Here is a 13,034-nt window from a genome sequence, read left to right on the forward strand (position 1 = left end):
CGGTCATTTGAGATTTTCCGTATCTACAAGATAATTGCGGTTAACCTCGACCGAGGTGATATCTGTAGGATACGACACCGACTGCATCGACTCCGTCGGCGTCATCACCACTTCCTTGCCATTGACCGAAACCCGCAAAGGCATCGCAAACCCATTCACAACCCGTTCGTACTTGAAAGATAATTTATTGTTCTCGATCTTGTATTGAAACAGCGGTATCTTAGTCCCGCGCAGATACTGGTCAAATACCTTGCTCAGGTCAATACCTGCGTGCTGCGAGATGTACGTTTCGACCTGATTCGTTGTGACCGTCTGATGCCAGAGATCCTTGTTCAGTCCCTGCAATATCGACCGCCATTTTACATCGTCGCCGACAACCTGACGGATAGTGTGCAGCATATTGCCGCCCTTGTAATACATATCGCCCGAGCCTTCACGATTGGCACCATAGGTGCCGATGATCGGACTGTCGTTACGAATGTTCTTACGACTGCCGATGACGTAATCTTCGCCGCTCTTTTTGCCCCAGTAATACTCGACAAATAGATTCTCAGAGTAATTGGTAAAGCCTTCGTGGATCCACATATCGGCGGCGTCCTTCATCGAGATATTGTTGCCAAACCATTCGTGCCCGGATTCGTGGACGATGATGAAATCAAACTTAAAACCAATGCCCGTAAAGCTGACATCGCGGCCGCGATAGCCATTGCGATACCAGTTACCATAGGTGACCGAACTCTGATGCTCCATCCCGGCATAAGACACAGACACGAGTTTGTAGCCGTCCTCATACCAAGGGTATTTGCCGAACCAATACTCAAAGGCCTTCATCATTCGCGGAACTTCCTTGAATTGCTTCATCGCGACCGCTTTCTGATGTGCAAGAACCCAATAACTGAGATCGAGCGGCCCTGCAACGCCTTGATATTTTTCCGTCCAGGTCACGTAATTGCCGATGTTGGCATTTACCCCATAATTATTGATCGGGTTGACGACCTGCCAGTGAAACGTCTTTGTTTTGTTCTTAATATCGTGATCGACCCCTTTGAGACGGCCGTTCGAAACTGCGACGAGGTTGTCCGGGACGGTTATATTTATCTTCATACCGCGGTCGGGTTCGTCATAACCGATGTCCTTATTCGGCCACCAAATGCTCGCCCCGATCCCCTGACAAGTCGTCGTAATGTAGTGCTCGCCGAGATCGTCGCGGCCCCACGTTACACCGCCGCTCCAGGGCGGATTGGTGCTGGCCGTCGGCCTTCCACCATATGAGATTTCGATCTTGCTTTCGACGCCCGCCGGTATTTCATTAGCAAATTTGACCCAATAGACATTCCCTTCACGCTCAAATTGTAGCTCTTCGCCGTTGTAAACAACCTTGGTGATCGCAAGCGGCGTCTGCAGGTCGATCTGCATCTTGCGTCCGGGCTTCAGCGATTTGAACGTAATGACGTTCGAACCCTTGATCTCCCGGGTGTCAGGCAAGAACTGCACGGAAAGGTCATAATGCAGTAAGTCCCACCATTCGCGTTCAGGCGTGATCGACCCTCGCAACATCGCCTGGCGGGTTATCGGAGCAGTTTGTGCCACACCGCGTCCGGCACAAAGCAAAAGGATCACGACACACGCGGCAAAACCGATTACGTTAATATGCCCTTTCACGAAACTGATGAGATTATTCATAGCATTAATTGCGCGCTGGACGATCGCGGATCTTGTTCAACGTGCGGGAATGGCTCGTTGATATTGCCCATTTTACGGATCATCCCACACTTCGGACTCTAAACCTCTACTGAAAGTCTATCGAAACTTTATTCAAAAACCGCGCCTTTGTCGAGCAATGGTCAGGCCCCATCCGACCGACCTATCGAGCCGGCCAAGTATTCATCTTGATTTCATCCAACCAAAAGCGGACAATCGGTGTCTAAAGTATTGTTGTTCAGCACAAAGGCTAAATCTATGAAAAGTCGGGCTTATCGCACTTTCGCCACTTACTTGTTCCTGTTTTCGTTGCTGTTCTCGGCCACCGGGGGCGTTGCCAACGCGCAGTCAAAGCCGCAAAAGCCGGACCCGAACACCGGCGGTGGAAAAAAGAATACTCGACCGACTCCGCCGACTGAAGAAGAACTGAAAAAAGCAGAAGAGGAACGCAAGATCCGTGAGGAAGAAAAAAACGCGATCTTTGACGATACGATCGAAAAGGTCGAGACCAACGTCGTTGCTGTTGACGCGGTCGTCCTCAACAAAAAGACGGGTCAGATCATCAGCGGCCTAAACAAAGCAAATTTTGCGATCTTTGAAAACGGCGTCAAACAAAATATTTCGAGCTTTGCGACACCAGATTCACCGATCACCGTCACGCTCGTTGTCGAATATAGCAAGTGGACGGAGATACTCGGCTCGGCCGGCGGCGGACAGTTCGACCCGGGCACGTATGAGGTGATCCGTCCCGTTGCTCAGTTTATGACCAACTTCATCAAGCCGCCAAATGATTACGCATCGGTGATCGCATATGATATCCGACCGACGCCGATCACAGATTTTACAAATGATCCGGGCCGCATCCGCGCGACGATCGACCTGTTACTCCGCAATCGACCGGCATTTCGCGAAAACGCTATGTTTGACGCCCTCAAACTCGCTCTTGTCGGCGGCCGGGCAGATTCGGTGGTGCTTGAAAAATCAAAAGAGGAAAAGTCGGATTATGCCGGAATGGTCGCGGTCAAATCCAAGCGAAAGGCGATAATCCTGGTGGCATCAGGCATCGATACATTCTCCAAGATCGGCTATGACGAAGCCCGGCGGATCATCCAGGAAGCCGGCGTACCGATATACATTATCAGCACCGGCAATCTATTCTATAAGATGTACGAAGGCCGTCTGGGTGCGACCGACGACCTCAGTGGCGGTCCCGGACGGCTGACATTCCTGATGGCTCAAAACATTATGAATACGCTTGCCCGTGAGTCGGGCGGACGACACTTCCCGATGACGTTCGAGGCTGAGGTTCCGAGTTATCTGCAGTCTATTAACGCTCTGATGCGCAGTCAATACAGCTTGACCTACGACCTTGCCGAAAAAAAACCGCCCGGCACGCGTTCGAAGATCGAGGTCAAAGTCGATGTTGACGGTGACGGCGTTTACGATGACAAGGTGTATCAGGTACAGCATCGCCCGTTTTACGTCACGCCGGGCGGCGGAAAGCCCGAGAAAGAAAAGAAAAAGAAGTGATCTATATCGCTACCAGCATTGAGTGCGGGCCGCAGTTTCAAATTGCAGCCCGCACTTTTATATTGGCAGCGGCAAACTGTTCTGCTATCCTTTTACGTTTGACCCTATGAGTAAGCGCATCGTCGAAAGCTATAAACGGAAACTCAGTGTCGAGGAGCACTATGTCGTAAATCGCGGCGGAGCACTTCGTATTGCTCTCTGCTACCCCAATATTCACTCGATCGCGATGGCCAATCTCGGGCTTCATACGATGTATGAGCTTTTCAATGCGATACCGGACGTGGTGTGTGAACGCGTATTTTTGCCCGATCGCAACGAACTTGCCGAATACGAAAAGACCGGTGCGACGTTAATGTCGCTTGAGACACAATCTAAGGTGAAGAGCTTTGACGTGATAGCCTTTTCGATCTCGTTCGAGACCGACTATCTCAATATGGCGCGGATGCTCCAACTTTCCGGGGTGCCGGTATGGTCTAAGGAGCGCACCAAGGGCCATCCGTTGGTAGTGATGGGCGGTGCAGCGTCGTTCCTCAATCCGGAACCGATCGCTGACTTTACCGACGTGATCGCGGTCGGCGAGGGTGAGGTGCTGGCCTATCAATTGATCGATGCCATACTCGAAAATGACTCGAAAGAGGACATTTTGAGGCAATTGGCGCTGATCGGCCGCGGATTTTATGTACCGGCATTTTACGACGTCATCCATAATGAGGACGGTACAGTTTCGGATTATGTTCCCAACGAACCCGGCGTTCCGCGTCGGGTCGGACGAGCATTGGCCTCGGTCAACCCCAAAGAAGGTACGCTGAGGCGAGCCTTAAAGCGTGGCGAGGCGGAATTGGCGGAGTTTTTGGTCAATCAGGATACGTTTTGCCCATCCACATCTGTCTGGTCGCCGGGCGCCGAAATGGGCGACCGCCTTTTAGTCGAAATATCACGCGGCTGTTCGCAAGGTTGCCGATTCTGTTGGGCAGGCTACAACTATTACCCACCACGCGTCGTTCCGGCCAAGGACATACTTGCCAAGGCTCGCGAGTGGCGGCATAAGACCAACAGGATCGGACTCGTTTCGACCGCGGTCTGCGACCACCCGGAAATTTCAACGATCTTGAGTGAGTTACGGGCGATGGACTATCGGATCTCGGTCTCAAGCCTTCGTCTCGACCAGATTTCGGACGAGTTGCTGGACGCTCTGGTCGAGTCGCGTGATCAGCAGATCGCCGTTGCCCCTGAGACCGGTAGCGATCGGCTTAGACGCGTGATCAACAAGAATCTGACTAATGACGAGATCGTAGATATTTGCGGCTCGGTATTTGACCGCGGGATGCTGACCATCAAACTCTATATGATGGTCGGCCTGCCAACGGAAACGACAGAGGACCTCGACGAAATATTTACTCTGGTCGAGCGTGTCAAGGACAGGATGCTGCAGGCCGGCAAGCAGTTTGGCCGTGCCGGCAAGATCATTGCCTCGTTGAACGGCTTTGTCCCCAAACCAAATACGCCATTGCAATGGGACGCTATTTGCGGTGAAAAGGATCTGAAGCAGCGTATTAAATACGTTGCCAAAGGACTCAGCAAGATCCCAAATGTCGAGGTCCGCTTTATGTCGGCACGGATCGCTCACGAACAGGCACTGTTCTCATCCGGCGACCGAAGCGTGGCCAGAGTGATCGATCTCGCGGCCCGTTACAAGGACGATCTCAACAGGGCATTGCGCGAGACCGGGATCGACCCGGCTTTTCATATTTCGCGTGACCGCAGCTATGATGAGTTTCTGCCGTGGTCGATAGTCGATTCCGGTTTGTCGTTTGAGTTTCTTAAGACCGAACACGAAAAGGCCAGGGCATCTCAGTCGAGTTTGCCCTGCCCTGCAGTCGAAAAGTGTACTACCTGCGGCGTTTGCCCCACCACCTGGCTTGCTGACGCACCTGAGAGCCTGATCCAGATCCAACCGCTCAAGGTCCGCGCAGCGATGGCCGCCGCCACGGCCTAGGACTATTGTTTCAACAAAAATCCGGTCGGCGTTGCGGTGTGATCAAACACATATTTATAGGTGTATATACCAAACGGAATGATCGGAACCGGCTTTATAAAATAGACACGCGCCTGAATCACATTGCCGGTCTGTGTGACATTTAAGGTAGCGTCTGCCGGTACCGCGTTCGAGATCATAGCCTTTTCGATCCGTCCCTTGACGTTGTCCACCGGGCTCAATTTGCCCGATAGTGCCAAACCTTGGGTTACGGCAGTCTGCATTTCGGTCTTAAGGCTTTCGGCCTCGTAGGCGACCGGAACGTAGTTGTAGCCTGCATGCCCTAAAATGGCGACGACCGCGAGGAAGATCGCAAACTTGACACCGGCGCTTCCGCGCTCGGACGAGCGTTCGTGAAAAGCGTTTTTCATTGTATGAGTTACTCCTGAAATCGCCGGCGGATCCGGCGATATACTATCGGGCAATAAGGCGTTTGAGCGCAGATAAATGGGCGGATAGCGGGATATCATCACCACTAATGATCACTGGCTTGCCGATACCCTGTAAAAGAACCATTTGTAGCGAACCGGCAACCTGTTTCTTGTCAAATCTAAAAGCCTCAATGACCAGTTTCGGATCGATGTTGTCCAACTTCGGCAAAGTGCCGGATCGATGCACAACATCGTTCAACAATTTTACAACGTTTTCGTCACTTAACGCAAGTTCTTTTGAAAGCTCCGCCGCGTATATGATCCCATAGCCTACGGCCTCACCGTGCCGAAAGTACTTATAGTCGGTCACCTTTTCGAGTGCGTGGGCGAGCGTATGGCCAAAATTGAGTATCTTTCGTGATCGTCGGTCACGCCTTGCCGCTGATTCACGCTGATCACCGCTCACGATCCCCGCCTTGAAAGCGACCTGATCGGCAACGATCGCGGCCAGTGAACGTCGATATTTAGGATCACCGAAATGATCCGACAAGTGTTCGATGGGAAATTTCTCAAGTAATGCCGCAACTTTACCTAAGAGGTCGATGCTGCCGATGGCACCTTGCTTTATCGCTTCACAAAATCCGGCGGTCATCTCTCTCCGGTCGAGTGTAGCGAGCAGATCAGGGTCGATCAGAACACCTTTGGGCTGATAAAACGCCCCGATCGTGTTTTTGCCAAATTTTGAGTTTATTCCTGTCTTGCCGCCCACCGAAGAATCGATCATCGCCAGCAAAGTCGTAGGGATCTGCAAAAAAGAGATGCCGCGAAGATATATCGAAGCGGCAAATCCCGCAAGGTCACCGACAACGCCGCCGCCGAGGGCAACAACGGCGTCAGTTCGTGTAAGTCCGGCCGCGGCGAATGAATCGAGTGCCGCATCGAGCGATCTGAGGTCCTTAAATCTTTCGCCGTCTCGCATTTTCCAGACTGTGACCGCAAAACCTGCGTCCGCCAGGCTCCGTTCAACCGTCTCGCCGTATAGGCCGAAAACCTTGTCATTCGAAACAATGACAACTCTTTGTGCTGAATGGCCCAGACACTTTTGAGCCCATTTCCCGCTCGAAGACAATGTGTTGCTGCCGACACTAATGTTATATCGGTGTTGCTCTTCGGTGGTTTCGATCTTGATCAACATTTCGTTAAATAATACCGCGTCGGCTAATCGTCAAGGCCTATCTCGGCTCGAATGACGTCGGCGATACGATTTGCCTGAGTCTCGACCTGAGCCTGATCCTTGCCCTCGATCATCACACGAGCCAGATTCTCGGTGCCAGAATACCGCAACAGCAACCTACCCTCGCCCATAATTTCGTCTTCGACCGCTTTTGCAGCCGCGGCGATCGCCGGAACCGACTCAAAGGGCAACTTTTGGCTCACCTTAACATTGACGAGTACCTGAGGATATCTGACAAAGCCGTCAGCCATATGGGACAGCGTGACACCCTTTTCCACCATTGCACGCAGCATAAACAGAGCGGTCATAATGCCGTCACCGACCAGGCTATGCCTGGCAAAGATAACGTGGCCTGATTGTTCGCCGCCGACCTCCGAATCGGTCTCAAGTAATTGCTGCAGTACATACTTGTCACCGACCGCCGCCCGGATCAGTTCAATGCCGATCGAACGCATCGCGATCTCAAGCCCGATATTACTCATCACGGTCGCCACCACCTTGGAGTTTTGTATTCGGCCGTGCCCTTTTAAGTACTGTGCCATCGCCCACAATGTCGCGTCGCCATCAACGATCGCACCGTTCTCATCGACAAAGAGAGCGCGGTCCGCGTCGCCGTCAAATGCGACGCCGAGGTCAGCGCCGTTTTCAATGACCGCCGCCTGGAGATGTTCGAGATGCAGCGATCCGCACTTTTCGTTGATGTTGCGTCCGTCAGGCTGATGATGGATCGGGATCACGTCTGCCCCCAACAACCGAAAGACCCGCGGCGCGATCTCCGACGCGGCACCGTTTGCACAGTCCAGGACGATCTTGATGCCTTCCGCACGAAGTCCGGAAACGGCATTTGTCAGATGGGCGACATAGTCGTCAACGAAAACGTCAGAGGCTACAGCCGGCAAACGGTCATCATTATGCTGAATGTCGGAGATTGAACCATAAATATCACGTTCCGTTTCGCGCTCGATCGATTCCTCGATCTTTTTGCCCGACGGCAGAAATATCTTCAGACCATTGTCGTGAAATGGGTTATGCGACGCACTGATCACGACGCCGGCGTCGAACCCTTCGGCCTTGGTCAGAAATGCCACGCCCGGCGTCGTGATCACACCTGCCGAAACACACTCTGCACCTGCGGATTCGGCTCCGCTGCAAAACGCTCGTTCGATAAACTCGCCCGACTCGCGCGTGTCGCGGCCGATCACGAATTTCGGCGGTCGCTGAAGAGTTTGGCCAAACTGTCTCGCCAGCGAACGCCCGATGACGGCTATCGTTCTACTATCAAGCGGAAATTCATTTGCCCGTCCGCGAATGCCATCTGTCCCAAAGAGCTCTTTCATATATAAATGAAGTAAACAAAGGAGAAAAACCTTTTATACATTAAGTATTAGTCCAACACAAACGTCGTCTATCCATAATGATTTGTTGTATATAATATAAATTTTTCAAAATCTGTTGACAACCACTGTCGGAATGAGCGAATCTTAATCGTGTGACTTGCCGGCGCAATTTCCTGAACACTATCTGTAAGCGATTCCGTATCAACAAATCTATGAAATTTAGCATTACCTCGATCCTGCTCGTCTTCGCAACACTCGCAATCGGCAATCTAGGCAGCGTTCAGGCGCAGACTGCTCCTACTTCGTCGCGAGTGATAGTGACAAGCACTCTGCCGCCCGCCAAGGCCATCGCGACACCGGCACCCCGTCCGGTACAAACGCCGATCGTCGTGTCGAGTGCACCGCCTAGCGTTCAGGCCCAACAGGCAACTAATATCAATCGGTCAGGATTGAGTTTTGCGCAGATCAAGGCCAAGATCGCCGAGGCCCGCCGTATTATGCAGGTTCGCCCGCTAACGACTGCGTCGGCTGAAACTACGGTTCCGATTTTTCAAAATAGCTTGATCAGGATCGCGTTTTACGACTGGCGGACTCGCCAGATCGACAATGTTGTTCTTTCCAAAGAGCAGTTCCTGACCGCCTCCGTGCCGTCCACCGCGGTTGCCGCATCGGGCAAGCAGTTCGTTGTGACTACAGTTCGGGCGAACGGCGTAAATACGCCTGTTACGATCGCCGACGAAAGCGGCCAACAGCAATTGCCACTGGTCGTCCAGTATCCCCGTGAGAATAATGGTGTTTTTCAGGAAATGGCATATTATGTTTCGACGCACGCCGGCCTGATCACCCCTGAGGTCGTAAATGCGGGACAGTTTTACGTTAGAAATGTGATCGAGATCGCCCGCGAACGCCTGAGTGAACGCGGTATCACTATACAGCCTAAGGTCGCTGACATTGCCGAGCGGCTTGCGACCGTCGAGCACGTTGATCATCTGAGATTTAGGACAGAATATCACCCGAACATTTATAACGACATATTTACGCTCTATGCTCTCAATGAGGGCCAGACGTACCGTTACTCTGTGAGTTCGGCCGGTGCGGGCGGGATGGTTCAGATGATCCCGTCGACATATAGGATGGTGCGAGCCCGATTTCCGGGAGTTTACCTAATGCCCGATTTTGTCGAAGGGATGCGGGACCACGTTAATGCGGCCAAGGTTATGTTGCTATATATGCAAATGACCTGGAATGATCTGACCGCGAGTCCGACCGTTGCGAATGCATTGCAGACGGGCATTGCTACACCCGAGCAACTAATGGCCGCAGGATATAACTCAAACCCCGCTAAACTTCCCGGATACATTAATCGCGGCGGACAGAACTGGACCACACTTATTCCGAGAGAGACCAAGATATATCTGCAGATATATGAATCGCTCGAGCGAGCGGTCCCGATGAACTCCAGGAACCGGTAGATCGAAATATTTATTTTGTAAGGAAATGGCCGCACCGATAACAGTCGGTACGGCCTTTTTTTGCTCCTAACGATGCTATTCGTCCGGGCTGTCCGATGAGTTGGCGAGTGTCGCCCCGAGCCTGGCGACCTCAGCCTGGATATCGGTAAAGGTCTTAGTGACGAGGTCCGGGCCTTCAAAAAACTCATTGCCGGTCACCTCAAACACAGCAAAAGGCGGCGGCTTAAACTGGAGCATCTCGTCTAGTGTCGCAAAATCGACCCTAAACGTATTCAGGCCCCAGAGTTTGCCTAAGAATACGTCAAACGCAAAGAGGTGCCGGTCGTATTCGTGATAGAAACGGTTCTTGCGGACCTCCCGGCCGTGGTGAGGGCGAAATATCTCGATCTCAACGGCATTGAGGTGCATCTCAGCGAGTCGGTTAACGCCCGGGCCGTCATCCTCCGCGTGTATCCGTTGCTGGAGAATGTATGTCCAAACTTTCGAATACGGATCGCGAATCGATCTGGTACGCATTCTTGTCCCTTGAATATAGTTGTCGTAGATCTGCAGATGACTGCTCGCACGTGTCAGCGGCTCAGGCAGAGCGTCTATGAGATATGTCCTGTGGAGTTCGAGTTGGGCAGTTTTGTTCATTGTTATTAAATTTATTATACTCTTGAAATTGATATCAACCGGAAAGATTTATTAACTATGCGATATTTTCAACCACTTCTAGGCTCAGTTATCGGACTTGTAATTTTAGCGGCAGGCTGCGGCAATTCGCCCGCAAATAATGCCGTAAATTCAGGAAAAACAAACACCGCAAACACCGCCAACGCGACAAATGCGGTCAACGCTCCGGCTAATGCAGACAATGCAGTAGCTACGACCGCAAAACCCGAAGCCGCGACGGAGAATAATGCTCCAACCATCACGCCCGTTGTTCATACCTATTATGATGCGTTAAAGCGAAAGGATGATGCTGCACTTCAGAGTGTTTTGTCTGCGGCATTTATCAAGTCGGTACAGGACGATATGAAAGCCGAGAAGAAAACCGGAATGGCCGCATACCTTGCACTTTATGACACCATCCCCGAAAAACCGGTCGAAGTTCGCAACGAGAAGATCGAGGGCGACAAGGCAGTTGCCGAACTCAAGGGCGGAGCATATATAAAATGGACGGCGTTTTCGTTTATAAAAGAAAACGGGGCGTGGAAGTTCACCGGCGGCAGTCCGGAAATCGATAGCGTAAAGCAAGGCTCGACAACCGGAAAATAACGACAAATTCAACGTCTTCGAACTCTAAGGCCCGCCCGGTGATCGGCGGGCTTTTTCATAGGGAAGACTTGCATTTATTTGCAAAACTGTTAGCATTTGCAGTTTGGCGTTAAGCCGCGAACGGCGAACGGCCAATTTTTACAAAAGTCTTTGAAAGGATTTCGATATATTATGAAGAACAAATTTATTTTGACTCTGGGCGTTGCTGCTACCGCCGCCGTCTTTTCGGCCTGCGGAGCACCTGCAGCCAATACAACAAATTCAAACGCCAACAAATCGGCGAACACCAATACTGTTGCCAATACCAACGCTGCCGCAAATACTGCTGCAAACACGGCAGTTGCTCCGGCAACGGACGGAACTGTCATCAAGCTTGAAGAAGCGGGCATTATGATGGTCGTGCCTAAGGGCTTCAAGTTTAGCAAAGACGGCGAATACACTATCATTAAGACCGACGACGAAGGCGTCGACATCCGTTTCTCAGTTCCGAAAGACGGCGACTACGCAAAAGTCCTCGCTGATGCAGCGAAAGAGATCGATGACTACCTTGATGATGTAAAGGTTGAAAATAAGGGTTCGAAGATCGAGATCGACGGAATGGAAGCAACGTCACTCAGCGGCACTGCAAAAAATAAGGGCGAAGAACTCGTTTGGGATCTTACCGTTATCAATGCACCCAAAAAGCCGGTTCTTGCAAACATCTACGCTGAGAAATCGAGCCTCGACAAGCACGAGGCGGATGTCAAGAAGTTCTTGGAAAGCGTCAAGAAAATGTAGTTTGGTCATATGATCAAAGTACAAAGGGCTTGAGAAACTTTGCGGTTTCTCAAGCCCTTTCTCTTACGGAAATGTGCCGAATTATCCGGCTGCGTTGCTCGACTCGGCCGGTTTGTACGGCGGCAATACGACGCGTGCGGTCTTTTCTTTCTTCATCCCGAGTGCCCAATCAGCTTGCATCAGCGTATGAATGTCGCGTGTTCCTTCATAGATCACCGCGGCCTTGCAGTTGCGCAGGTAACGCTCGACCGGATAGTCGTTGGTGTAGCCGTTGGCTCCGTGGATCTCGATGGCCATTGATGCGGCGGTTTCCGAACGAATGGTCGCCTGCCATTTAGCAAGACTCGCGGCCTTGGCGGACGCCCGTCCATTATTTTTGAGCCATCCGCATTTCAGCCACAGCATATGCGCCATCTGGTAATCGGCTTCCATATTGGCGATCTTTTGCTTGACGAGCTGGAAATTAGCGATCGTCTGGCCCTGCACCTCGCGGGTGTTGGCATACGAGACCGAGGCGTCACGCGACGCTCGGATCACGCCGGTTGCACCCGAGGCGACCGTGTAACGGCCATTCTCAAGCGAGAACATCGCGATCTTAAATCCTTCGCCTTCGTTGCCGAGCATATTAGCGTGCGGCACGCGGACATCCTGCAGCGAAAAGTAGCCCGTGTTGCCGGCCTTGATGCCGAGTTTGCCGTGGATCGTACCGCTCGAGAATCCTGGCATCGTCCGTTCGACGATAAAGCACGAAATGCCGCTGTGGTCACGAACCTTCTGTTTTTCCGGGTCGGTCCAGCAAAAGAAAAGGAAGTTGTCAGCGACATCCGCCAGCGAGATCCACATTTTTTCGCCGTTGAGGATCCAGTCGTCACCGTCACGCGTCGCGTACGAACGCATTCCAATAACGTCAGATCCGGCATTGGGCTCCGTCAATCCGAATGTAGCAAGCTTTTCGCCCTTTGCCTGCGGCACCAGATACTTCTGCTTTTGCTCCTCAGTTCCCCAACTGTAAACGCTCAGGCTGTTAAGCCCGACGTGCACTGACATCGCAACACGCAGGAATGTGTCACACGCCTCGAGTTCCTCGCAGACGAGCCCAAGCGAAATGTAATCAAACCCGGCTCCGCCGTATTCTTCCGGAATGCAGACTCCCAAAAGCCCGAGGTCTGCCATTTTGTCAAAAACCGAGCGGTCGAACTCAGCTTTTTCGTCCCATTCCTTGATATATGGAGCAATTTCACCCGCACAGAACTCTCGAACTGTTGCCTTTAGGGCCTGATGGTCTTCTGTCAATTCAAATTCGATCACGGTTGTCTA

The 13,034-nt window shown here is 51.9% G+C and carries 11 protein-coding genes; 5 read left to right on the forward strand and 6 right to left on the reverse strand.

Going from position 1 to position 13,034, the window contains the following annotated elements:
* Positions 1-3: 3 nt before the first annotated feature.
* Positions 4-1,683: a M1 family metallopeptidase gene (locus IPQ00_07915; GenBank protein ID MBL0240484.1), complete on the reverse strand. Its 1,680-nt coding sequence runs from the start codon at positions 1,681-1,683 to the stop codon at positions 4-6.
* Positions 1,684-1,959: 276 nt separating this feature from the next.
* Here IPQ00_07915 and IPQ00_07920 point away from each other — a divergent pair, with 276 nt between their 5' ends.
* Positions 1,960-3,231, forward strand: coding sequence for a VWA domain-containing protein (locus IPQ00_07920; GenBank protein ID MBL0240485.1), 1,272 nt, complete (start codon positions 1,960-1,962; stop codon positions 3,229-3,231).
* A gap of 106 nt (positions 3,232-3,337) precedes the next feature.
* Positions 3,338-5,227 (forward strand): radical SAM protein, encoded by a 1,890-nt coding sequence (locus IPQ00_07925; protein MBL0240486.1) that lies wholly within the window; start codon positions 3,338-3,340, stop codon positions 5,225-5,227.
* A 2-nt stretch (positions 5,228-5,229) separates the two neighbouring features.
* Here the strand turns inward: IPQ00_07925 and IPQ00_07930 are convergent, their stop codons facing one another.
* The 3 genes from IPQ00_07930 to glmM are packed head-to-tail and all read right to left on the reverse strand — an operon-like array spanning position 5,230 to position 8,208.
* Positions 5,230-5,637 (reverse strand): hypothetical protein, encoded by a 408-nt coding sequence (locus IPQ00_07930; GenBank protein MBL0240487.1) that lies wholly within the window; start codon positions 5,635-5,637, stop codon positions 5,230-5,232.
* 43 nt (positions 5,638-5,680) lie between these two features.
* Positions 5,681-6,832, reverse strand: a complete 1,152-nt coding sequence (gene aroB / locus IPQ00_07935) for a 3-dehydroquinate synthase (GenBank protein ID MBL0240488.1) — start codon at positions 6,830-6,832, stop codon at positions 5,681-5,683.
* A gap of 23 nt (positions 6,833-6,855) precedes the next feature.
* Positions 6,856-8,208, reverse strand: coding sequence for a phosphoglucosamine mutase (gene glmM, locus IPQ00_07940; protein ID MBL0240489.1), 1,353 nt, complete (start codon positions 8,206-8,208; stop codon positions 6,856-6,858).
* Between the two features lie 212 nt (positions 8,209-8,420).
* On the opposite strand from glmM, the gene IPQ00_07945 reads away from it, so the two are divergent.
* Positions 8,421-9,680 carry a hypothetical protein gene (locus IPQ00_07945; GenBank protein ID MBL0240490.1) on the forward strand — a complete coding sequence of 420 codons (1,260 nt, stop codon included), beginning with the start codon at positions 8,421-8,423 and terminating at the stop codon, positions 9,678-9,680.
* Positions 9,681-9,755: 75 nt separating this feature from the next.
* On the opposite strand, the gene IPQ00_07950 is transcribed toward IPQ00_07945, so the two are convergent.
* Positions 9,756-10,316 carry a hypothetical protein gene (locus IPQ00_07950; GenBank protein MBL0240491.1) on the reverse strand — a complete coding sequence of 187 codons (561 nt, stop codon included), beginning with the start codon at positions 10,314-10,316 and terminating at the stop codon, positions 9,756-9,758.
* 57 nt (positions 10,317-10,373) lie between these two features.
* Here IPQ00_07950 and IPQ00_07955 point away from each other — a divergent pair, with 57 nt between their 5' ends.
* Together IPQ00_07955 and IPQ00_07960 are read left to right on the forward strand one after the other, a co-directional pair.
* Positions 10,374-10,940 carry a hypothetical protein gene (locus IPQ00_07955; protein MBL0240492.1) on the forward strand — a complete coding sequence of 189 codons (567 nt, stop codon included), beginning with the start codon at positions 10,374-10,376 and terminating at the stop codon, positions 10,938-10,940.
* Positions 10,941-11,111: 171 nt separating this feature from the next.
* Positions 11,112-11,717: a hypothetical protein gene (locus IPQ00_07960; protein MBL0240493.1), complete on the forward strand. Its 606-nt coding sequence runs from the start codon at positions 11,112-11,114 to the stop codon at positions 11,715-11,717.
* Between the two features lie 81 nt (positions 11,718-11,798).
* Here IPQ00_07960 and IPQ00_07965 read toward each other — a convergent pair whose 3' ends face one another.
* Entirely contained in the window at positions 11,799-13,025 is a 1,227-nt protein-coding gene (locus IPQ00_07965; protein MBL0240494.1) for an acyl-CoA dehydrogenase family protein, read from the reverse strand.
* Positions 13,026-13,034: the final 9 nt, after the last annotated feature.

The organism is Chloracidobacterium sp., from assembly GCA_016720705.1.
Lineage (GTDB): Bacteria > Acidobacteriota > Blastocatellia > Pyrinomonadales > Pyrinomonadaceae > OLB17.

Excerpts from the sequence above, each read along its gene's own strand:
- IPQ00_07915 (MBL0240484.1), bottom strand. The coding sequence starts at position 1,683 with ATGAATAATCTCATCAGTTTCGTGAAAGGGCATATTAACGTAATCGGT.
- IPQ00_07920 (MBL0240485.1), top strand. The coding sequence starts at position 1,960 with ATGAAAAGTCGGGCTTATCGCACTTTCGCCACTTACTTGTTCCTGTTT.
- IPQ00_07925 (MBL0240486.1), top strand. The coding sequence starts at position 3,338 with ATGAGTAAGCGCATCGTCGAAAGCTATAAACGGAAACTCAGTGTCGAG.
- IPQ00_07930 (MBL0240487.1), bottom strand. The coding sequence starts at position 5,637 with ATGAAAAACGCTTTTCACGAACGCTCGTCCGAGCGCGGAAGCGCCGGT.
- aroB (MBL0240488.1), bottom strand. The coding sequence starts at position 6,832 with ATGTTGATCAAGATCGAAACCACCGAAGAGCAACACCGATATAACATT.
- glmM (MBL0240489.1), bottom strand. The coding sequence starts at position 8,208 with ATGAAAGAGCTCTTTGGGACAGATGGCATTCGCGGACGGGCAAATGAA.
- IPQ00_07945 (MBL0240490.1), top strand. The coding sequence starts at position 8,421 with ATGAAATTTAGCATTACCTCGATCCTGCTCGTCTTCGCAACACTCGCA.
- IPQ00_07950 (MBL0240491.1), bottom strand. The coding sequence starts at position 10,316 with ATGAACAAAACTGCCCAACTCGAACTCCACAGGACATATCTCATAGAC.
- IPQ00_07955 (MBL0240492.1), top strand. The coding sequence starts at position 10,374 with ATGCGATATTTTCAACCACTTCTAGGCTCAGTTATCGGACTTGTAATT.
- IPQ00_07960 (MBL0240493.1), top strand. The coding sequence starts at position 11,112 with ATGAAGAACAAATTTATTTTGACTCTGGGCGTTGCTGCTACCGCCGCC.